The sequence below is a fragment of the Candidatus Nomurabacteria bacterium genome (genome assembly GCA_020631905.1).
GTDB lineage: Bacteria > Patescibacteriota > Saccharimonadia > Saccharimonadales > VXPC01 > JACKGQ01.
The window spans coordinates 443,828-466,150 of the sequence record JACKGQ010000001.1 but is presented as its reverse complement, the minus strand read 5'-3'; the positions used below and the strand labels follow the sequence as shown (position 1 = coordinate 466,150).

Here is a 22,323-nt window from a genome sequence, read left to right as displayed (position 1 = left end):
GAAGTAAGTCGATGTCAAAGGTTAAAGGCCAAGGAAGTACCAAAAACACCAAAAAAACCGCTGGTAAACGGCTTGGTGTTAAGCGTTTTGCTGGCCAGGCTGTCAAAACTGGCGATATCATCGTTCGTCAGGTAGGCGCTACCAAACGTTCAGGCGAAGGCACTTACATGGCCCGTAATTTCTCGATTCATGCCGCTAAAGACGGTGTAGTTAAGTTCAACACTCGCAACGTTCGTCGTTTCACCGGCAAAACCGCTCCACGCACAGAAGTTATCGTCGAATAGTCACCGGCTATCTGGGTACACTCGCAATTAGGCCGCTACTTTTATATTGAGCTCGTAGCTCAACTATTCGCTGTTGATACGCTTCGATCTCGGTCGAAAGATTCCAGAATCTCTGCCACTGATTTTGCAATTCCCTAGGTAATTGTCGGTAGTATTTTCCGGCTTCTCTCTCCATATCGTTAGACATTTGGCCGTCATCACGAGCCTGTGCGTCACGTTTCCGAGCCATGTATAAGCCGACCATCTCTAAAGCATTCAAGTGATTGCCGGCCATAGTCTGTAGTTGCTGATACTCCCCCTCTACCTTGGCGAGCTCAGCTTCAACATCCGCAATTTGATCTCTAATTTCGGCCTGTAATTTTGTCTCAGAGGTAATCTCTGGCCGAGGAACCTCTTTAGTATCGCTCTTACCGCGCGTATTTGACATAAAATTATTGTAATCGGCTTCGGCTTGTTCGCGCATTACACCTGGTGGCTGAAGATCAATAAATTCTTTTAACGGCAAAGCGCAGAAGATTGCAGCGTCGTCGACGTTCCTGCCTTCTTCCTTAACCATAAGATGGACAATTACTTTTCCATCTTTAACTATATAATTTACTGGCTCCATGTGTCTTATTAGCTTACCGTCTCGTTTGAGTCCATAAAACCGGCCATTGGTCTGAATTATCTTGAGCTTATCAGGATCTGCATCTGGCGTTACTTCGACCTGAGTAGTCGTTGCTTTGCCAGCCAGCTTAGCCCTGTAGCGATCGCGCTCACCTTTATCGGTAAAGTATTCCCAGCGCTGCTCACCTCGTTGCTTATCTTCTAGTGCTTGCTCTAGCGTCCCGAAAAAGTGCTGGGCAGGATCGGCAATATAAACTTCGCCAGTTGGCAATGTAACTCGCACCCAAGCGTGAGCGCCCATATACGCTTTAGTTTCTTGATTAATATGGCAAGAGACTTTGACGCCACTACTCATTTGACCTCTCTGAGCTGCTTCCCCAAGAATCCAGCCAGCCATCAGCATCATTTCGTTACACACACCATAACCCTGATCGATATATTCTCCCAGATCTACCCTGTTGCTCACACCAGTATCGGGATTGTCTCGGACAAATTTATATGTTTGCTCGGTCGCTGTTAAGTCATACTTGATATTTTTTAGGACTGTCTGATAGGCGGCTTTGGCAATATCTACATCTTTGATTCCTGCGCCTAGTTCGTCTTGGAACGAGTCGTACAGCCTGGCATAGGCATCGGCATATTCGCCTTGGCTATCGATAACTGTTGCAATGCCGACTAATTCGTGTTCGGTATTGCGTGTATTCCAGTTTCTAACATCGACATGGCCTTCGATAGGAAAAGTATTACGATTAACCGTCGGTCGATCTGCAAAGTATTCAACCCTCTGGCCATCAACTACTCTATAGCTAAATAAGCGAGCTGCACCGATTTCATTGGCACGCCTTGGGGCGGCTTGGGTGTAGTTCATATCAAAACTACTAGTTTCATCTTGGTCGTAAGGTGCGCCGACTGGTTTTTCTATAGTTGTAGACATATTTATTTTTCTTATTACATCATAAATACTAGCATATTTATGTTATTTTGTAAAGCTTATGTTTATACCAAGTATCTAGTTGCTATAGCGCTCAAGTTATGGAATGTGTTACCCAGTGAGGCTGCTTTTTGGAGTTCCGCACCAAAAACTTGCCATCGAGATTCTGACTGCCCGAGCGCCCAAGGTGTTAATCGCTGGAGTAAGTACCCACCATCCGCCTGTTGTTTCAGTAAAGCACCTGGAGGTACCTTGATACCATTGATACTCGCCGGCTCTTTGGTAATAACTGTTTCTACACCTTCATTTAATTTGTGCCAAGCAGGCACATGATTACTGTCTTGTCCAATATTAGTTTCTCTGAGTTTTGCTCTAAGGTAATAAGTAGCCATATCTGCACATGCACCTTCTTTTATTTCGCCTCTAATATTAGTGGCATGAATCGCTGGTAAACCCTGTCCTGTTGGCTCGAGACAGTCTTGCATCAACCCAACAAGTGTTGCAAAGCCTTCACCGAGTACATCTACATTTATTGATTTTAGGGCATCTATTGTGCCTAGGTAGGCATCACTATCGAATTTAAAAATTTTAGCCAATCTATATTCATCTACCCCGCCTTCCATGACCCATTTCGCGACTTCGCGGCTCATCAGAGTGTATGGGCCTCCGTAGCGATTCGACTGCCCCGGGTTAGTGAGAACCCATTTTATTTCATCGGCTAACTCTAGTCCACGGTATTCCAACTCGGCAAAAAACGACTCTGCCTCAGAAGTTTCGATTAGTGGCTCTACGGTTACATATACATTTTGATTTAGATATTCTTGATTTGCCTGGTCATGCATCCGCGCCGACAAACCAACTATTTCTTCGCCAGTTTTACCAGGTCGAATCCAGACTCCGAGCTCGATGAAGCTATTCCAGCGCCGATAGATACGACTGCCATCTTTGTTTTCCATGGTAAGTTTGGCGCCATCGGCCATTGCCCGGTCTAGTGCAGCTTCTAATTGCAGGTCTTTATCTTCTTTGTCCAAAGTCACATCCAACATAGCTTCGAGTATCCAAAGTTGCTCGAGTCTATCGGTTATCTTGGCTTCGACCACCTGCTCTTCACGGATGTCACCTTTGGCAAGTAGCTCATTACAGGCTGTCAATACTGGCAGTCCTTCGACTTTTGCAGCTAACTTTGCTTTGAACTCTCCGGAATCAGGCCTTTCGACTACCCTAAGGCTAAACCCATGCGGTCCGAGCTTACTCGCCACAAAATTGCTGCCTAGTAACTCGATCTTTGCGCTGTCATCGTCTCCTTCTAAAAAGCTGTCGACATCCATACCGAGCTCGCCCAGAATGACCTTTGTTTTCGAAAATACCGTGTACTCGTCGGTAGTCGAACCACGTTCAACCGTACCTTCTAACAAGCCAATACCAATATATGGGTCGGCCACGTCTTGAAGCTTAGATTTAAATTGAGCCAGAGCTGCTTCGGCAGTTCGTTTGTGCCTTTGCTCACGCAACTCCACCAAACTACTTGGAACGGTTAAGGTGGGATCTGAGTCGATGTTATGCATTTTTTTGTTTTTAGATATTTACATCTTAAATATTAGCATGTTTATGCGTTTTTGTAAAGGTTATGGTTATAGCAAAAAATAATAGGGCTTGAGAAATCTCAAGCCCTAAAGCCCAGGGAGGTTCAAGTGCTAGTCTTGCCAGCTAACCTCAACCTGGGTGGAGCCATGTGCTCCCCTCTATATCAAAAACAAGTAGTCACCTAAGCAAGCGCCACCATCAGCGCCGGCAAGCCGACGACGAAATAGCCAAACTGCCAGATCAATCCCCAACCCTTGAAAGCGTTGGTACCGAACGCCACGACCTTGATAGACCATACTGAAATCAGTCCAAACCCAAGCACCAGCAACAAGTAGCTGCCGATCTCAAGGTTTTTGTAGTCGAAACGAATCGCGAACGCAGCGGTCGCAAATCCGACCGTCATGGCATACAACGCATGGACATACTTGTTCGGACGCTTGTTCGGCGTCTCGCTCAGTACCAGTCCAGCGCCGTAGCCGGAAATGAAAGCCAGTGCCAGCAAGAACAACACCAAAGTGATAATCGTAGCTTCGTCCATCTCAGTTCCCTTGTTTTTCGAAGAACACTGGATACTTTCCAGTACCAAGATATTATAGCATTTTTATACTGATATTACAAGTTACCTGAGTCAATTCTTGAGTCTAGATGCCAAGATGGTGTTTGATTCGTTCGACGACATCGGCAATAACCACTTGAGATTTGACCAAGTAATCGTCGACACCCAGTTCTTGGGCTCGCTGCTTATCACTATCTTGGCTAAGTGCAGTAAGCATTATTACCCGCAAATTGGCAGTTTCTGGGGTGTTGCGCAAAATATCGAGAACATCGAATCCACTTACCTTAGGCATCATTGCATCGAGCAATACAATGTCAGGCTTGTATTCGAGCGCGGCTGCTAAGGCCTCTTCGCCGTTTTCGACACGACGAACATTAAAGCCTTCGGCTTCGAGCCTGGTTACATATACGGCTGCTAGGCCATTGTCATCTTCTACAAAAAGTACTTTTTTCTGCTTATCCATAAGCACTAATATACCACGTTAATCGGATTAAAAACAGAAATAACTAGACGTAGGCACATTAATCAAAATACACTTTGCTGCATACATTACTTTATTATATAATCATGTTACTGCGCATGGTGCGTATGTAGTGGAGCAACCACTTTTTATAAGGTAGGACAGTTGAAAGTTTTCGACATTACTATTGGCATTCTTTGCCTTCTGATGGGCTTGATGCTGACAATCTTGCTTGTTTCCGAAAACAAGCAGACGCGTAAGAGTAAGGATTATTGGTTCGTTACGTCGGTGGTTGCGATCATGATCATCGTGACCGTTTTAGCCGGCGTGTTACTCGTCTTTTTCTGATCTACCACACCCCGAAACCACGATTGAGAGCCCCCTAGAGCCCTCTCGTGGGGCTCGGGGTTTTCTCGTTTATGGACAAGTATAGGTCTATTCCTTAATTTAGGTGCGTTTCTTAGCCGCTCGGATTAGTCCACTAAAGAGCGGATGTGGTCGGGTTGGGCGCGACAAAAACTCAGGGTGGTACTGACAGCCAATAAAATATGGATGGTCGCCAAGCTCAATAATTTCTGCAAGTCCGTTTTCTGGGCATATACCAGTTATTTTCAGTCCAGCTGCTACAAGCATGTCTTTATATTCTGGGTTGAATTCAAACCGATGCCGATGCCGTTCGACGATCTTAGGCTTGCCATATAGCTGCTCGGCTAACGAGCCTTTGGTTAAATCACAGGGGTAGTTACCTAGGCGCATCGTGCCGCCAGTCATTTCCTTACCTTCTTGACCAGGCATAGTCGAAATCACCAGCTGATCACCTTTTGGGTTGAATTCTTTAGAGTTTGCTCGTACTAAACCTTGATTGCGGGCAAACGCGATTGTGGCAACTTGCAAGCCAAGACAAATACCAAAATACGGAATTTTAGCATGGATAGCTTGGTTGGCTGTGGCAATCATGCCTTCGATACCCCGCTCACCAAAGCCTCCTGGAACCAAAATACCATGATATTTCATGAGCTCTAGAGCCAACTCGCGCTGATTAAGCTTTTCGATCTCTTCGGCATTTACCCAAATTACTTCGAGGTTAACTTTTTCGCTCCAGGCAGCTGCTTTTAGGGCTTCGGTAACTGACATGTAGGTATCGAGATTGTCTAGATATTTGGCGACCATGCCGATTTTTACTGTCTTGGAATATTGCTTCTTGGCAGAGCTAACCACTGTTTTCCAGGCAGACAAATCTGGTTGATGTTTGACTCCAAGTTTCCGGGCTATCTCACTGGCCATACCTCGCTTTTCGAGCGTTAGAGGCACTTCGTAAACCGTCGAGGCGTTTTGCAAGACCACGATGCGTTCTTCGGGTATATCTGTAAATAAACTGAGTTTAAAAATGGTGTTTGATTGCGGGGCGTGTTCACAGCGCGCAACCAAAAAGTCTGGGTTTATACCAATACTCCGCAAGTCACGGGCGGCATTTTGAGCAGGCTTGGTTTTGATTTCGTTACTTACTTCTAAGTAAGGCAAATAAACGACGTGGACATAGATGATATTCTCGCGGCCGACCCTGTGGGCAAACTGACGTACCGCTTCGACAAACGCCATGCCTTCGTAGTCTCCAACCGTACCACCAAGCTCAACCATTTGCACATCAAAGCCTTCGGCAGCTTCGAGAATTTTATCTTGTATGGCGTTAGTTACATGCGGCAAGACTTGTACATCATCCCCTTTAAAGCCGCCAGACCGCTCTTTGTCGATTATCTCTTTTAAAATTCGCCCCTGCATAATTGAGCTTTTGTGAGTCATCTCGGTATCTAAGAAACGTTCGTAATGACCAAGGTCGAGGTCAGTTTCGGCACCATCTTTGGTTACGAAGACTTCTCCATGTTTGCCTGGTTTGAGTGTACCCGCATCGACGTTTAGGTACATATCGAATTTCAGCATATTCACCTTCACTCCTCGCGCCTTTAGACAGGCACCAATACTGGCGCTGGTTATGCCTTTGCCGTTACCAGATATTACCCCGCCAGTGACAATTATGTATTTCTGAGAACTACGCACCGCAAACTCCTGCTGCCAGGCAAAGCCCGGCACTCTGAGTTTGCTTGAGGGCTAGCTTGATTTTTTTGGCTGTGGGGCTCAGTCGAAGTAGCCAATCTACATCTCCTTGGAGCTTCCTCGCCAAGAAAAACCAATCTAGCTCCTCATACGTGGTTTTCAGATCTACCGGAAACGCACCGCAAACTCCTGCTGCCAGAGAGTTCTGAGTTCTTGGTTCTGAGTTCTTAGTGAAGAATCGAATGTTAATCAGTTTCATTTATAACCTCCAAAAAATAAAAAGACGCGCCTTTACGTGTTTGTTATAGCGCTTTTGGCTTTGAGGGCGTTAGACCCACCGAAGATTATTTCATCTTCTGCCATATTTAGCGCTGGTAAACATGTGGGCATTGTAGTGTATTGAATGTTTTATGGGCTAGGATGAATGAGATGGAAGCAAACTCTGTCGAGCGAAGTGTATCTGAAGCGATACATTGAGCAAGAGAAAATTGTCTTCTAGCCATTCAGGCTTGTTCATAAATCATTTTTTACACTACTTTGGCCACGAGCACGTGCGCGTTATACCAACTCGCAACATCATACCAAACTACCCACAAAAATGGCTATGGTATTTATTGCTACATGCAATCAGAAGCTTTAGCTTTCAAAAAATTATTACTATTACTGCTTTATAAGTTCTAGAGCTTTGTCTAGCTGCGGGTCACGACCTGCATCATAATCTTTGTCTGTCAGCTCGACTTCAACATCTGGGGCTATCCCCTCTTTATCTATACCTCTGCCGTTTGGCGTAAACCAATGTCCTGTCGTAATCTTCAGCAACTGGCCATTATCTAGCTGATCTATATTTTGGACACTGCCCTTGCCAAAAGTTTGTTTGCCGACTAATTTAGCAACACCATAATCTTGAAGTGCGCCGGCCACGATTTCGCTAGCACTCGCACTCCCTTCGTTAATCAAGACAACAGTTGGGATATTCGCAAAGACACTATCGCCAGTCGCATATAGCTTTTCTTCGACCTTACCACCACGTCGAACTTCGACAGCAACTTGCGACGAATCTAGCCAATCGCCAAGTATTTTTTGAGCTTGGTCTAGATAGCCGCCAGGATTACCGCGCAGATCCAATATGATGCCTTCAACTCCGGCTTTCAGTAATTCTTCGGCAGCTTTGTCTAAGAGCTCATCCGAATCGGCCTGGAACTGGCTTAGTTTAATTACACCAATATTATCTTGGATTTCATAACTTACGCTTGGAGCGTCGATCTGCATACGAGTAATTGTAAAATCAATCACTTCTTTACCATTACGTACAATTGTAAGTTTGACGTCTGTATCGACTTCACCACGAATTTTCGTAACCGCCTCGTAAACGGTTAGACCGGTGGCATCTTCGTCGTCGATCTTGGCGATTACATCGAGTGGTTTTAGGCCTGCAGCCTCGGCCGGATAACCAGCTAGCGGTGCCACGATGATCAGGTTTCCGTCGCGTTTACCAAGCTCGGCACCAATGCCAGTAAATTTTCCTTCTAGTTCTTGGTTAAATACTTCGGCATCAGTGGCATTGAAGTACTCTGTATAAGGATCGCCTGTTGCTCGAGCTATCGCCTGCTTGAGTTCGTCCATAAAGCTAGCCTGGCTGAGTTCGCCGTCGTAGTTTTTGCGCACGATATCGTAGATTTCTTCTACGCTCTGATAGTCGAGGTCTTGGGGTAGCTGAGAGTTTTCAGATATTTCGCTAGTGTTATGGCTTGTTAGTAAATCGTTCTGACCAACCAGAACACCGACAAAGAAAGTAGTTATTAAAACTAACAATATCGAGCCAATCGCAATACTTCTACCGGCTTTGTTGGACTTATTATAGGGATTATTTGGGTACACTTATTCTACCAATTCTTCAGTCTTAGGTGTTTTTCCATTGCTAACATCGACGAAATAACGCCAACCAAAATGCCACCAGTTATCGCGCAGAGTAACAAGAAGATGATTGTCGAGGGTTCTTGAAAATATGTATAAGTTGCTGCGAACTCTGGCTGGGTTGCCATCTTGCTACCAATCGAAGCTATCAGTGAATATACGCCAAAGAATGCAATTATTCCTGCGATCACGCCGTACATACTGGCCTCAACCAAGAATGGTCCTCGAATATAGCTCGGGGTTGCCCCGATTAGTTTCATAATATGAATCTCTTCGCTACGGGTAAAAATCGCCATCCTAATAGTATTGAAAATGATCAGAATTGAAACACCTGCAAATACCAAAGAAGATATCACACCTGCCCGAACTACAAATTTCTGAGCAGCGTGCGCCCGTTCGATTGTTTTTTCGGCTTCGGTCTTTGCGAGAGAAATCTTATCGACGACACTCTTGTACTCTTCTTTTTGAGCAATAGTCTCGATCTCTTTTATGCGGCTTAGGTCGTTGACGCTAACCTCGAAGCTCTCCGGAAAAATTCCACCTCCGGTAATCTCGAGACCTTCGGTAATGCCGGCTTCTTCGCTAAATATATCGTTGAAACGTTGCTGTGCCATCTGTTTGTCGATATAGTCCACCGTAGACACAAAATCTTGGCGAGTAAGTTCAGCTCGCAGTTGATTACGTACCGAGACCGGTGAGTTATCGAACAGATATATAGAAGTTTTTAGATTTTTATTAAGCTCGGTAATTGCATTTTTGGCAGTCGTGTTCAGAACCAAAGCCATCAAAATAATGCTAATTGCCACCACCATCACAGCCGTTGCCGCAATCGACAACCAAGAATTTCGAATAAATCCGCGGACACCATTTGTGAATATTCTGGCCAGCGTTCGCATCATGCTTCACCTGCCCGGTAACTCGCATGTGCTCGGTCGGAAATAATCTGGCCGTCTTCGACAGTTACAACTCGCCGTTTAAGTTTGTCGACAATCTGTTGATTATGGGTAGTTAATACTACTGTGGTTCCGTATTTATTGATTTTTTCCAGAACTTTAACTACATCCCATGCATGCTTCGGATCTAGGTTGCCCGTAGGCTCGTCAGCAATTAGAATTCTAGGCTGGCGCACAATTGCCCGCGCGATTGCCACTCGCTGGCGCTCTCCACCAGACAACTCGTATGGCATACTCTGCTCTTTACCTCTCAACCCAACAATGTCTAAAACTTTCGGCACGGTATATTGTATTTCTTTGTTGCTGGCGCCTGTTATCTCCAGTGCAAAAGCCACATTTTCGAAGACACTTTTATTGGGGAGGAGTTTAAAATCTTGAAACACAACCCCGATTTTACGCCGGAGCTTGGCGATGTCTCGGTCACGAAGTTTATCGTAATCGATACCGCCAACCACAATTTTACCGGTAGTTGGCCGCTCTTCGCGGGTTAACAGCTTGAGTAAGGTGCTTTTGCCGGCGCCACTCGGCCCAACAATAATTACAAACTCTTTTGGCTCAACATGTAGAGTAACCTTCTTTAAGGCCTCTCCTTTTTTCTTTCCAAAAGACTTGCTTACCCTGTCTAACAAAATCATAAATGTAAGCGTTATTATACAGGAGTCGAGCTCTGCTTTCTAGACTATAGTTAGCCGATTATTCACCTAGATTTTCGGCCAGATAGGCATCGATAAATTCATTCAGCCCGCCATCGAGGACTTTGTCTGGATCGCTACTTTCGTGGCCGGTTCGCGTGTCTTTAACTAATTTATAAGGGTGTAATACGTAATTACGAATTTGGTTACCCCACTCGGCCGAGACATTTGGCCCCTTTAAGTCGCTAAGTTTTTCGGCGTGCTGTTCGGCCTGAAGCTGTGCCAGTCTAGAGAGCAAGATCTGCATGGCTGTATCTTTGTTTTGAATCTGTGAACGCTCGTTCTGAATCGCCACGACTATGCCTGTTGGTAAATGCGTAATCCGGACCGCCGAATCGGTCGTATTTACACTTTGGCCACCTTTGCCACCGCTCCGATAAACATCTATTTTGAGGTCGTCGGGGTTAATCTGGACTTTGTCTGGCTCGTCGATCAGCGGAATAACATCAACTTTGGCAAAACTAGTTTGGCGTAGATTGTCGGCATTGAACGGGCTCAGGCGCACCAGCCGATGGACTCCATGCTCAGCCTTTAGTCTTCCAAAAATATGCTTACCGTTAGATATTTTTAGACTCACGCTTTTTATGCCAGCCTCATCACCTCTAGATTCTTCGAGCAACTCAGATTTTAAGCCTTCTTTTTCGGCCCAACGCACATACATCCGTAACAGCATTTCGGCCCAGTCCTGAGCATCGGTGCCGCCGGCTCCAGCAAAAATACTTAAAACAACTTCAAAATTGTCGTATGGTCCTGCAAATCGTAGCTCGAGTTTTAAACTTTCGAACTGAGCTTGGTCCTGCTCAAACAGTTGACGCAGTTCAGTTTCATCGTTGTCGCCTTCTTTGGCAAGTGTTTCGAGAGTTGAAAGCGACGATAGTAACCCAACCCATGCAATAGTACTTTCTTCTAGTAGGCTTTTCTGCTTGGCTTGCTTCTGGGCTCGTTCGTTATCCGACCAGAAGTTTGGCGACTGCATATCGAGTTCGATAGATTTTAGCTCGGCAAGCTTTGGCTCAATCTCTAGTTTATTAGTGGCAGCTTTAACCTGAGCTTGCAGCTCAAGTATCTCTTTATGTAAATCAGCTAATGCCATATGGTAGCTATTGTACTACAAAGGTTCTCGCGCTCTTCTTTGCTGGCTGTACCCAAGAAACCAACCATCCAGCTCTCGTCGGCAAATAGTTTCTGCAAAGCATCCTGGGCGCGTTCACGCGTAACCGAATTTATTCTCTCTGGATAGGAATCGTATGGGATCACCGTGTCATCCCAGAAAAAGCGGTTGGCGTAGCCGTTGGCAGTACCGAATACTGTCTGTGCACTCATGTGATACCCGCCAATTGCACTTTTTTTAACATGCTGCAGATCTCGCAAATCCACTCCATCGGTTAAGATCTTTTTAATTTCTTTGGCAATTAGCGCAAATAGCTTCGGTGCGTTATCGCGCGAAACTTGACCATCGATTCCCCAGCCACTGGTTGTTTTGGTCGAATACGAGCTAGAACTCAAATCGTAGACTATTCCCTGCTCGCGAGCCTTACCAAATATCTTCGAAGTATAGCCAACATTTAGAATATGGTTAACCACATTTGCAGCATCGATTTCTGGCTCTGTAAAGACTTTCTGATGCAAACTTTCGAGTGTGAAATACAGATTGGGTACATTTTTATAGTTTAAATACAGCTGATCACACTTGCCGCTACCAACTTCTTCTGGTAATTCCAGACGGTTGGAATCGCCTTCTGGTAAACTAATTGCTTCGAGCTTGCTAATAATCTGGTCACTCCGACCCCGGATGTTACCACTGATAATAAATCGCATATTACGCGTAAAGTGAGTTAGCTTATGAAAAGTCCTAACATCATCTAGCTGGATTTTTGACATCGATTCTAAGCCTGCTTTGTAGGTATAGCCCATGAATCCTAGGGCTTTGCGCACAGACTGCGCTAACACAGCTGCATAATTATTCGAGCGTTGAGTAAGCTCTTCGTTAACGTTACCCATTTCGGCAGTAAACTCTGTTTCTAGAAACAGAGGCCTAGAAATTGCCAGGATCATCAGATCAAAGATTCGATCCCACTCAAAATCGGCACACTCGGCATAGTAGTCTATGTCATAAGCTCCAGTGGCTGCATTCGAGTAGGCGCCGTTTTCTTCGAGCACACGATTGAACTTGTTGCTGCTGCGGTGTTTTTGGTTAGCACCTAGCACTAGATGTTCCATTACATGAGCTAGTTCCCACTTATCTTCGCTACACAAATAGTCGCCTGCCCGGAAGTTCAAATCGAAGCTCATCACCTGAGCCCCCGGCACATGTACGAGTAGACCACGTGCACCATTTTTAAGCTGTACCTGTCGAACAGTGTGTTTCAAGCTAATTGCCCTCTCGCAAGTTAGTTAATAAAACAATTGCAGGCTAGTCTAACAGAGTTGCGACCAGATGTTAAGCTACTTGGCCAATTTTGGCATGAGTAGCCGCTACGTCGATGGTTTTGTCGGCTGGCTGTGCTAGCCGAATACCGTCGTCTTTGTAGCGCGGAAGTAAATGAAGATGAAAATGGAATATCACTTGTTCACCTGCCTCACCGGCATTGTTCCATAAGTTAAAGCCATCTGCACCGAGTACTTTTTGGTAGCGATCGGCGAGTTTTTTAGCTACCGGGAGCATTTTTGCCCAGACTGCATCGGCAACAGTTGTGAAATCCTCGGTATGAAATTTAGGGACAATTAGGGTGTGTCCGACTGTCGTCGGGTTGATGTCTAGAAATGCATAGACGCTATCGTCTTCGTAGACTTTGTAGCTAGGTATTTCCCCGTCGACTATTTTGCAAAATACACAATCCATAAGTTAAGTATATAAGAGTTATGCTCGGATAACTAGACCCGATGGCTGGCTGTGTGTAGTAGCTTGAGCCGGCTATGCCTGTATTAACCTAGAGCTAGAATGCCCGAACTGTCGACTCCGGCAAATGCCAAGATAGTGGCAATCAGTTTGACATCTAGTCTAGAGTTAATCGGCGGCTTAGTCTCTGCTCCCTCCGGGTGACACCAAAAATTATTTGTCTGACCACGATGTGGTATGTATATTTCGGCGAAGTCTTCGATATAGCTAGAGTTGCCGTACCAACTTGTATGTACACATCTCGAACCATCACTAAAATCACAGTTTGTGATAGCGCCATTATCAAAAAGTGCTTGTAGCTGACTGTATCCGTACGGATAGTCCGAAGGCTGGGCACAAGTAAATAACTCGGCAATTCGTTCTCGGTTATCTGGGGCAAGGTCTTCGTAGCTCATCAATACTACGTGTGCGAATTCATGAGCAACGGTATCGGCGTAGTCTTGGACGTTATTATATACACCAATCGTCATCGTCGCTTGGTCCGATTTAGGTCTGTGCTGAACGAAACCACCAAGACGAAGATTGGTTTCGTTATCTTGTACATCTGGATCATATGTTGGCCAATAGTACACGTCGGTATGAATTGTCTGGCGATATAGCTCGGCTGGAACCGAAGACATTGCCGCCAAATAGCCTTCTGCAAAATTTCTTGTGTCTTGTATACTTGGTGGTTCTAGTTGTCTAATACTATCTGGAGAGTAAGGATTTGGCTCTACCCGAAAGACCACTCCGGGAAAAGCTTTCTCTAGCAACTCGATTATTTGTTCGCGTGACTTTGCCCGACCTATGTCTATGGAAATGTCTAGCGGATAAGTATTTCCAAGTCGATCGACGTCAATCCATAGCTCTTCGGGTCGTTCGGCAGCGATCTGTTCGAGATCGTTGATAGCCTCGCTTACCATGACTTGACACTCCGCTGATAACGGCTCGCCTAAAGACGTTTGATCAACTTCTACATCGTATCCGTAGGTTAGCGATTTGTTATCTTCATGTTCGGTACAGTAGCGCATCCCAAAAGCCGCTAGCGCCCAAGTAGCAACAGCAATGTTTTTTAGTCGCTCTCGACGACGCTCACGATTTATCATTATAAATATATTATATCACTTTTATAAGATTAAGCCAAATATTGGCATGTGGATTATCCCTGATTAGCCCGATTGAAATGCTCAAGTAGCGTCGCTTTAAATTCTTCGCTAAAACCATCGGCATGTTTGAACATCCGGAGCAATGCTTTTCTATCACCTAATCGGCCAAGCTCTTTGGCAATTGTAGTAAAATATAAACTCGAGTTATAAGCTGTCTGTCCATACGATACCATATGCGATAGTGCCAAGTTGTGTCCGGCGAAAGCGACTAACCAGGCCTCGTCTCGTGGTCGGCTATCGTAACCTCGACTTCGTTCACCTAGTTTAAAATAATCGGCCCGGATCGCTAATATTCGTTCTATAGCTCTAGAGGCTAGATCTCTGAATGTAGCAAGTTGACCAAGGCCGAGATTCTCGAGATCGTTTCTTGTTTCTGCTAGTATCCGCCCCCACTCTTCTATCCCTTTTATCTTGTCAGTGTAATTGTCCGAATCTTGCATTTCTAAAATTGCTTGGATTGGTCCGCTCTGGAATTTGTCTTTATCGGCCAACAACCCAGAATAATCTACTGGTACTGGTGGTACTAAATCGTAGGTTTTCCAATATATGTCTGTAATCAGATCGTTGGCTTCCTGAGCTAACGCAAAATCTACTTGTCTTTGGGTAGAAACGATCATTGCCAAACCAGGATTAACTTCGTAAAAACTACTATCTGGGTTTTGTTTGATTGCAATCCTTGCAGAATCTATTAGCTCGCGCCCAATAATCCTAGGCACAAAGCCAAGCTGATCTATGGCGTCTTGGCTACAGTCTTCGGCTCTCATAAGCACTTCCCCAAATGCATAGATCAACAATGGATCAGTTGTATACTCTTCTGCGGTTGCGACTCCTACAATATGCTGGCCGGCAATCTCGAATAGTTTGTAGGCAACTTCTGGCATTTCTAGGCTTTCGAATAGAGTATCTTTGGCCGTAACTGAGTGGCTAGCTGCCGTATCAAGACTCGGCTTCAGCAGTGCCTCAATCCGCAGCAACTCTAGGGCTTTTTGTTGTGCCAACTCATCACCATTCTCTAATAAATAATGGATGGCTATGTTCAGGATATGATCTGGGCCATGATTCAACCACTGCTCGTTTCTACATCTGTAAATAGCTTTTTCAATTGCTCCAAAAACATTTACAAGCGGGATATCTGCAGCCAGTTCGTGGCTAATCCTGCCAACTTCGGCATGGTAACTCACTTAGATTAACTCCTTAATTTTTAATAACATTACGCACAGGTTGTGTTTTTGTAAAATGTAAACTTTTTCACAACTATTTAGCTCTGATTACGAGCCCAGGTGCTTGGTTGCTTTTTTCTCCCATGGAGTTCGGACTACACCCATCGTACAAAAAGTGGCAATATCTAGATACCTCTGACTGACAACACCAACATTAGCTAGTTCGGTGAGTAAGTCACTATTATCAGAACCTCTTACTGGTTGATGTATATATAGATGTGAGTGGTTGGTCGAACTAACAACTGACATGTCTACATCTTCACCGACAACCCAGCGAAGACCAGTAATAATCTTACTGTGACTAGTATGATAACTTCCCCCCCTAAGCCTACCCACAGTATCTGTCAAAATTTCTACATCTCCTAAACCGAGGTCGGCAACTACCTCGCGGATAAAAATACCAGCTCTGGCACTATAGCCAATACCGGCACCGCGTAGCTCTAACGCTTGACGACGCCCCGATCGATGCAGTATAAGACTGTAGTCCAAATCTATAACTGGCATATGCATATCTTCCATGCCAACAACAGCCGAACCAATGGCGTTGTAATCAGCAGTGTTCTTGCTAGCCCCAACAACTTCTACCGGTGCAATCGAGGCATCGGTTGGCTGTGTGTTTGCACCAGAAAAGCTTCGCCGAGCAACAACATGTGTCGGAAACTCCACCCTTAGTTGACTACGACTATGTGCGGTGTCGCCACGCACCAGCCTACGCTGCGTGTGGCTAGACCTACTTCTATAAGGAATATAATCAATCATCACTCTATATTACTCTTAGTAGATATTTGCTCAAAGCATAGGCTTGATAATGATTTTCAGATGCGATTTACATGTCAGGTCTCTTCCGCCTACAATGAACTCTGGACTCTGAACCACAGGCTACTTGCGGCGGGCTTTTTTCTTGTTTTGGCGCTCTTTTTTGCGAGCAACTTTGCGTTTATTAGCTTTCTTATGGGCTTCGACTTCTTCTTTCTTGGCAGTAGCTTTAAAGTCGGCTTCACTAAGTGTTTCGCCGTCAATAATCTGACCAGCGTTCTCGACCGATCCCCTGGCAGCTCGGGTGAGTTCGGTTTCGTGAAGTTGACTTGGTGCTTGCTCAATTGGTTGGGCGTGCATTAACGACCGAACAACTTCGTGACGTAAGTTTTGCTGCATGATATCAAATAAGATCTGAGCCTCGCGACGATACTCGACTAGCGGATCGCGCTGACCAACACTTCGCCACTGCACACCTTGTTGCATATGCTCCATGTTTTCTAGGTGTTGCATCCATAAGTTGTCTAAAATCTGGAAGTAGATATCCCGCTCGATTTCGTGCAATATATTGTCGGAAAATACTTTTTCTTTGGCGGCATAAAGCTCTAGTGCTTCGACAGTAAGAACCTGAGCAAATTTGTCGGCTTCGGCATCGAATAACCTGTCGAGTGTTGGCTCGTCAAAAGGAAAGACATGCACAATCTGGCGCTCATAGTCGTCGTCTTGGCCAGGCAAACTAGCTAAAGCGACTGCTTCGCTTTCGATAAATTCTTTTATCTTGGCACTCACGTCTTGGTCTTCGAGTAGCTTACGGCGAGTGTTATAGACACTCAGACGGTGTCTGTTCATGACGTCGTCGTACTGAACAACATTTTTTCGACTATCAAAGTTAAAGCCTTCGACTTTTTTCTGAGCGGCCTCGAGCGCTCGACCCAATACACGCATTTCGATTGGTGTGTCTTCGTCGAGTTTCATGCGACCCATCAGCGAACCAATTCGCTCGCCGTTGAATATCCGCATAATGTCGTCTTCGGTGCTTACATAGAACTGGCTCTCTCCTGGATCACCCTGACGACCAGATCGACCACGTAACTGGTTGTCGATACGGCGAGATTCGTGGCGTTCGGTACCGATTACGTACAATCCACCTAACTTTTCGCGAACATCTGCGTCGAGAACAATGTCGGTACCACGACCAGCAATGTTGGTAGCTAAAGTAACCGCACCTTTTGTGCCAGCTTTGGCAACAATCTTGGCTTCGGAAAGATTATTTTTTGCATTGAGGACTTGATGTTGAATACCTGCCTTATTAAGTAACCCACTCAGGTGTTCGTTTTTTTCGATACTCGATGTACCTAGCAAGACTGGCTGACCTTTTTTATTCAGCTCTGATACTTTCTTAACGATTGCTCTGAATTTAGCAGCTTCGGTTTTATAGATTACATCTGGATGATCTTTACGCACGATTGGCTTGTTGGTTGGGATAACCACCACGTCGAGATCGTAGATTTGCTGGAATTCTTCTTCTTCGGTTTTGGCTGTACCAGTCATACCTGCAAGCTTTTCATAAAGTCGGAACAGGTTCTGGAAAGAAACCTTGGCTAGAGTCATCGACTCTTCCTGAACTTCGACTCCCTCTTTGGCTTCGATAGCCTGGTGCAAGCCTTCGTTATAGCGCCTGCCCTTTAGCAACCGGCCAGTAAATTCGTCGACAATTACAACCTCGCCGTCTTTGGTTACGACATAGTTTTTGTCTCGAATAAATAAGGTCTCAGCACGCAACGCTTGCTCGAGATGATAAATAGTGCGGATGTTTTCGGTGTTGTAGAGTCCTTTGATGCCAAGGATTTTCTCGACCTTCTCGACACCTTCGTCGGTTAATACAACCGCTCGGCGTTTTTCGTCTTTTTCGTAATGCTCTGGCTTAAGCTGTTTTACAACCCTCGAGAACTGCTGGTACATATTGCCACTAGTCACGCTCGGGGCGCTAATAATCAACGGCGTGCGAGCCTCGTCGATTAAAATTGAGTCGACTTCGTCGACAATAGCATAATGTAAACCGCGCTGACGCAGTTGATCGGCATCGCGAACCATGTTGTCGCGCAGGTAGTCAAAACCAAACTCATTATTTGTGCCGTAGGTTATATCGGCGGCATATGCCTCTTGGCGAGTACTCGGTCGCAAATGAGCAAACCTTGGGTCGTCGGCCTCTTTGTTGTCGTAATCTGCGTCATACACAAAAGAGGCGTCGGGCATAATTACACCCAAACTCATCCCTAAGAAACCATAAACAGGACCCATCCAACCAGCGCCGATTCTGGCAAGATAATCGTTAACCGTAACTAAGTGGGCACCTTTGCCGGTTAGGGCGTTTAAATAAAGTGGTAGGGTTGCAACTAGCGTTTTACCTTCACCTGTGCGCATTTCGGCAACTTTACCTTCGTGCAAAGTCATTCCACCAACCAGCTGAACATCGAAGTGGCGTTGGCCAATCACCCGGTAAGCGGCTTCACGAACAACAGCAAAAGCTTCCGGTAGCAAGGCATCTAGCGATTCTTTGGCTAGTCTTTTTTTAAACTCTTCGGTTTTTGCCTTGAGTTTAGTATCTGAAAGTTTTTTGACTCCGGCCTCGAGCTGGTTAATCTCTTTGACTTTCTTGTTATAGCGCTTGAGTGTTTTTGCTTCTGGGTCGCCGAGTACCCGCTTTAATACTTTTTTCAATTTATTCCCTCTTAGTTAGTACGTACTGAACAAGTCTGAATCCCCCCACCGGTGTCCGACAATCCATTATATTTTACAGCAAATTAATCTTCATTCAAAGTCTGCCTGTCTAAACCATAGTCGGCTCGAAGGGATTCCAGTTCGAGTGTTACGACTTCCTGCGAACTAAGTTCTTGCATCGCCAGTTTTAATTCGCCTTGAAGTAGTGTCAAGCGGTCTTCGGCTTGCTCTACCCGATCACGAGCCGTATGTACTCTATCTAGTCGTTCTCGGCGTTGTGTTTCCGCCTCAAGAACACCTCGACTGAGTGTTTTTTCTACGAAATCGCTTTCGAGGTTTGGTAAAGCTGCTCCGCGCCTGAGTCTTAGTATTTCTAAAATCGTGGAATTAGAAACGGACTTGAGCCACAACGGTAGTGTTTCGTCAGTCTCGAAATGTACGGGCAAAAATGACCCCCGACTCGAGCCTTCTGCATATACAGTTGGTGAGAATATATCGGTGTGTTCGTCTCGTTCTATGTAATTGATTACTGGCAAAATACCCGTCTCGGCAAATTCCTCGACCACAGGACGCAAACCAGACTGGCTACCAGTTAAGCCTACGTAATTAGGACGACCGTCGATATATCTCGATGACTCATCTGTCTGTTTTTCGAAGTTTAGCATTGCCAAGCAATCTGCTTTAACTGCGATCGGAAGTCTGCGTGTCGCATCAACTTCTAGTTCTCCCCCACATAGAATCGAGGCACATGTTATTAAGTGTCGATGGTTATATCTCGGCTCTGCTCCGAAACCTGTGCAATTAATTAATCTAGCCGGGAAATCGTTAAAGACAATTGTTAAGACTTTTCCAGGGACAGCTAATTGACAAAGCCGATTATAGCGCTCTAGTAATCGTTCGGCTCGCGGTTCCGACTCGAATAACCTCGGCCCAACCGCCACAGCCAGAGCATCTAAGAGTGGGTCGCCCGTACTGGCACCGACTTTACCGTCAGCTATATCAGCTACTCGCTGTTTGTCTGCTGCTCTTCTTGTTTCGTGAAAATTACTCACTCTTACCTACCTTCTCCCAACCCGTCATGGATAAACTATAGCAAATAGCATATTGAATCTGAATTAATTCATACGTATAAGTTATTCCAAAATAAGCAGAGATTATATAAGTAAAAAAATGTAAGAACTAGCAACCGACTTGAAATTTAATTTAAATTTAATTTAAATTAAATTTAGCACGTACCAACTCCAGGAAATCTTATCTATAATTAGCGACGAAATCTGCCAACTACTTTACGCGCTAAGCGCTTACTCCGACCACTGGTGTGCATGTCTTTGTATTTGCGAAGCTGGGTAGTTAATTTTGATTCGACAATATCAACACTGCTAAACATGTTCGTACTGGTTTCTTTGGCAGTCAGAACCTTGTCCGGAATATTTAGAGTAACCTCGCACATTAGATTGCGCACCTTACCTCGGCCCGACTCCCTTAAGGTTACCTGGGCATGAGCACTCCGCCGAGCATGCCTAGGCAGGAATCTATCTAACCGACCTATCTTCTTGTTGATGTACTTTTCAAGGTCTGGCTTAACTTCTGTCTTGATGCTAGTTATTTCCATCTTTTCGATCATTTTATGATCCTCCTTTTATTTACATCATCCGTTATAACCATTTAGATATACTCAACGCCTCCCATGTAGCTACGCAAGACTTCGGGTACTTTAACTCGGCCGTCTGCAGTCTGGTTATTCTCAAGTATTGCAGCTAGAGTTCGCTGAGCAGTGGCAGTCGCATCGTTTGTATGGACTAAGAGTTTTTCGCCATTAGAAGTCTTGTATTTTGTGTTGAGTCCTCGAGATTGATAGTCGCCGATATAATCGGCAGTGTGGGTTTCGCGGTATGTCCCCTGCCCGGCCATCCAAGTTTCAACATCTAACCCACGAATGTTTGGACCTCCTTGGTCGAAAGTACACTTAAGCACCAGCTGGTATGGCATACCTAGGCTTTGCATAATATATTCCTGAATCGCAATTAGTAGTTCGTGTTCGGCACGGGATGTTTCGGGAGTCGTAAACGATTCCATCTCGAGCTTGTCGAAATGATGCTGACGAATAATCCCACGAGTATCTTTGCCAGCGCTACCTACTTCACGCCTAAAGGCTGTGTTGTAGCCAACATAGCGGAGTGGCAAGTCTGCCTCATCGAGAGTCTCACCCAAATGATAGGCACACAGTGCGTGTTCACTGCTACCGGTTAGCCATAGGTCGTCATTGGCGAGTTTAAAAGTAACCTCTTCTGGCTTGAGTCGGCCAGTCGCTTTGTAGGCGTCGGTCCGCAGCATCATCGGAGCGAGCATTGGGATAAATGGCTTGGCCGACACTTTCAGGTTAGCCTCGGCAGCAATTTTGCTAATAGTATCTTCCGATGTCAGCGTATCCAACCCAAATTGCAATAAAGCGAACTGGAGTTTTACTAGCCCATTTTTCAAGAACGCAAACCGTGCACCACTTATGCGCACAGCCCTTTCTTCGTCGATAAACTGAGGCATTTCCCAGTGGGCTTTTGGCGTAAAATCAAAGCTTGGTTTGTCGCCCCAAGTTTTAGTAATTACATTTTGAGCCTCGCTGTCGCCGACTGGAGTGTCATCGCTTGGCATATTCGGTACGGCGTACAGCATTTCGTCGAACTTTTGCAACAACGGCTCAAGTTCGGCTTCGAGTTTGGCAGTTTGATCTTTTAGCTCTTTGCCTTGGTCGATAAGTTGCTGATCCGGCTTGCCACCTTTCATCTGGTCGGCCACCTTGTTGCGCTCGGCGCGCAGCTCGTCGATTCGGGTAATTAAACCGCGCCTTGTCTGATCAAGCTCAAGTAACTCGCCTATATCTACGCTCGCACCTTTATTTGCTACAGCCGTTTTTACAATTTCGGTATTATTACGGATAAAATCAATATCTAGCATTACTTACATTATACTCCCATTAGACAAGCCTAGTGAACTCATCATTTACAGATTTTGTTAGTATTACTTGGTTAGAGTCTGCTTAACTCGTTTGGAGGCAAAGAAATAGAGCCCCAACAAGCCAAAGACTACAAGAATGGTTATGACCGAACTTACAGTTACAGCCAGGCTCGGATTATCGGCATCGTTACTGGCAACGATTACATTTAAGACCGCATATATAGCACTCGCAGCTAGGGTTAAGAAAGACGCGTAGACACCTATTTTCTTGCGTAGAGCCATCAGTACCACAGCGGCAATCGCAGGAATCGCAATAATCGGCGAGAATACCATGGCTAACAAGTTGTTGGTGTTGTCGACGCCTTCTTCTAACACCGCAAAGAAGGTTGTGATGTAGCCTAAACCAGTTAGAGCAAAAACAACCATAAAGAATAGTAGCCAACCACCTATGCCGTCTAGCGATTCTTGGGTTACAACATATTGAACAGGTTGTGGCGCAGTTGGATTCTCTGGGGCTGGCTGCGGGGCTGTTTGAGGTTGAGGATTTTGCTCGGTTGATTTCATAATTACTCCTAGTTATTCTGCAAAAATTATATCA

General features: G+C 45.3%; 21 protein-coding genes. 1 reads left to right on the top strand and 20 read right to left on the bottom strand.

Annotated features, from left to right (window positions below):
- Nucleotides 1-11: 11 nt before the first annotated feature.
- A complete protein-coding gene (locus H6798_02410) occupies nt 12-284 on the top strand; it encodes a 50S ribosomal protein L27 (protein ID MCB9821366.1) in 273 nt (90 codons plus the stop codon).
- A gap of 7 nt (nt 285-291) precedes the next feature.
- Here the strand turns inward: H6798_02410 and H6798_02405 are convergent, their stop codons facing one another.
- From H6798_02405 to H6798_02310, 20 genes are all read right to left on the bottom strand, one after another.
- Complete coding sequence (locus tag H6798_02405; protein ID MCB9821365.1) at nt 292-1,824, bottom strand: hypothetical protein; 1,533 nt, start codon at nt 1,822-1,824, stop codon at nt 292-294.
- 62 nt (nt 1,825-1,886) lie between these two features.
- Nucleotides 1,887-3,386 carry a hypothetical protein gene (locus H6798_02400; GenBank protein MCB9821364.1) on the bottom strand — a complete coding sequence of 500 codons (1,500 nt, stop codon included), beginning with the start codon at nt 3,384-3,386 and terminating at the stop codon, nt 1,887-1,889.
- Between the two features lie 200 nt (nt 3,387-3,586).
- A complete protein-coding gene (locus H6798_02395) occupies nt 3,587-3,943 on the bottom strand; it encodes a hypothetical protein (GenBank protein ID MCB9821363.1) in 357 nt (118 codons plus the stop codon).
- A gap of 103 nt (nt 3,944-4,046) precedes the next feature.
- On the bottom strand, nt 4,047-4,424 hold the full coding sequence (locus H6798_02390) for a response regulator (GenBank protein MCB9821362.1): 378 nt from the start codon (nt 4,422-4,424) through the stop codon (nt 4,047-4,049).
- A 444-nt stretch (nt 4,425-4,868) separates the two neighbouring features.
- Entirely contained in the window at nt 4,869-6,476 is a 1,608-nt protein-coding gene (locus tag H6798_02385; GenBank protein ID MCB9821361.1) for a CTP synthase, read from the bottom strand.
- Nucleotides 6,469-6,732, bottom strand: coding sequence for a hypothetical protein (locus H6798_02380; GenBank protein ID MCB9821360.1), 264 nt, complete (start codon nt 6,730-6,732; stop codon nt 6,469-6,471). The genes H6798_02385 and H6798_02380 overlap by 8 nt, the downstream gene beginning before the upstream one ends.
- A 401-nt stretch (nt 6,733-7,133) precedes the next feature.
- Complete coding sequence (locus tag H6798_02375; protein MCB9821359.1) at nt 7,134-8,351, bottom strand: S41 family peptidase; 1,218 nt, start codon at nt 8,349-8,351, stop codon at nt 7,134-7,136.
- A 5-nt stretch (nt 8,352-8,356) separates the two neighbouring features.
- Nucleotides 8,357-9,286 carry an FtsX-like permease family protein gene (locus H6798_02370; GenBank protein ID MCB9821358.1) on the bottom strand — a complete coding sequence of 310 codons (930 nt, stop codon included), beginning with the start codon at nt 9,284-9,286 and terminating at the stop codon, nt 8,357-8,359.
- Nucleotides 9,283-9,975, bottom strand: coding sequence for a cell division ATP-binding protein FtsE (gene ftsE, locus H6798_02365; GenBank protein ID MCB9821357.1), 693 nt, complete (start codon nt 9,973-9,975; stop codon nt 9,283-9,285). The genes H6798_02370 and ftsE overlap by 4 nt, the downstream gene beginning before the upstream one ends.
- Nucleotides 9,976-10,033: 58 nt before the next feature.
- A complete protein-coding gene (gene prfB, locus H6798_02360) occupies nt 10,034-11,125 on the bottom strand; it encodes a peptide chain release factor 2 (GenBank protein MCB9821356.1) in 1,092 nt (363 codons plus the stop codon).
- The gene (locus H6798_02355; protein MCB9821355.1) at nt 11,116-12,402 is read right to left on the bottom strand and encodes an insulinase family protein; all 1,287 of its coding nucleotides are present in this window, start codon (nt 12,400-12,402) and stop codon (nt 11,116-11,118) included. Before H6798_02355 ends, prfB begins: the two co-directional genes overlap by 10 nt.
- A 70-nt stretch (nt 12,403-12,472) precedes the next feature.
- Nucleotides 12,473-12,874 carry an HIT family protein gene (locus tag H6798_02350; protein ID MCB9821354.1) on the bottom strand — a complete coding sequence of 134 codons (402 nt, stop codon included), beginning with the start codon at nt 12,872-12,874 and terminating at the stop codon, nt 12,473-12,475.
- Between the two features lie 83 nt (nt 12,875-12,957).
- Nucleotides 12,958-14,016 (bottom strand): hypothetical protein, encoded by a 1,059-nt coding sequence (locus H6798_02345; protein ID MCB9821353.1) that lies wholly within the window; start codon nt 14,014-14,016, stop codon nt 12,958-12,960.
- A gap of 53 nt (nt 14,017-14,069) precedes the next feature.
- A complete protein-coding gene (locus H6798_02340) occupies nt 14,070-15,257 on the bottom strand; it encodes a hypothetical protein (protein ID MCB9821352.1) in 1,188 nt (395 codons plus the stop codon).
- A gap of 87 nt (nt 15,258-15,344) precedes the next feature.
- The gene (locus H6798_02335; protein ID MCB9821351.1) at nt 15,345-16,055 is read right to left on the bottom strand and encodes a hypothetical protein; all 711 of its coding nucleotides are present in this window, start codon (nt 16,053-16,055) and stop codon (nt 15,345-15,347) included.
- A 120-nt stretch (nt 16,056-16,175) separates the two neighbouring features.
- Complete coding sequence (locus H6798_02330) at nt 16,176-18,773, bottom strand: preprotein translocase subunit SecA (GenBank protein MCB9821350.1); 2,598 nt, start codon at nt 18,771-18,773, stop codon at nt 16,176-16,178.
- Between the two features lie 83 nt (nt 18,774-18,856).
- Nucleotides 18,857-19,825 carry a hypothetical protein gene (locus H6798_02325; protein MCB9821349.1) on the bottom strand — a complete coding sequence of 323 codons (969 nt, stop codon included), beginning with the start codon at nt 19,823-19,825 and terminating at the stop codon, nt 18,857-18,859.
- 209 nt (nt 19,826-20,034) lie between these two features.
- Nucleotides 20,035-20,397 (bottom strand): ribosome-associated translation inhibitor RaiA, encoded by a 363-nt coding sequence (raiA, locus tag H6798_02320; GenBank protein ID MCB9821348.1) that lies wholly within the window; start codon nt 20,395-20,397, stop codon nt 20,035-20,037.
- Nucleotides 20,398-20,438: 41 nt separating this feature from the next.
- A complete protein-coding gene (serS, locus tag H6798_02315) occupies nt 20,439-21,725 on the bottom strand; it encodes a serine--tRNA ligase (GenBank protein ID MCB9821347.1) in 1,287 nt (428 codons plus the stop codon).
- Nucleotides 21,726-21,788: 63 nt separating this feature from the next.
- A complete protein-coding gene (locus H6798_02310) occupies nt 21,789-22,289 on the bottom strand; it encodes a hypothetical protein (GenBank protein MCB9821346.1) in 501 nt (166 codons plus the stop codon).
- Nucleotides 22,290-22,323: the final 34 nt, after the last annotated feature.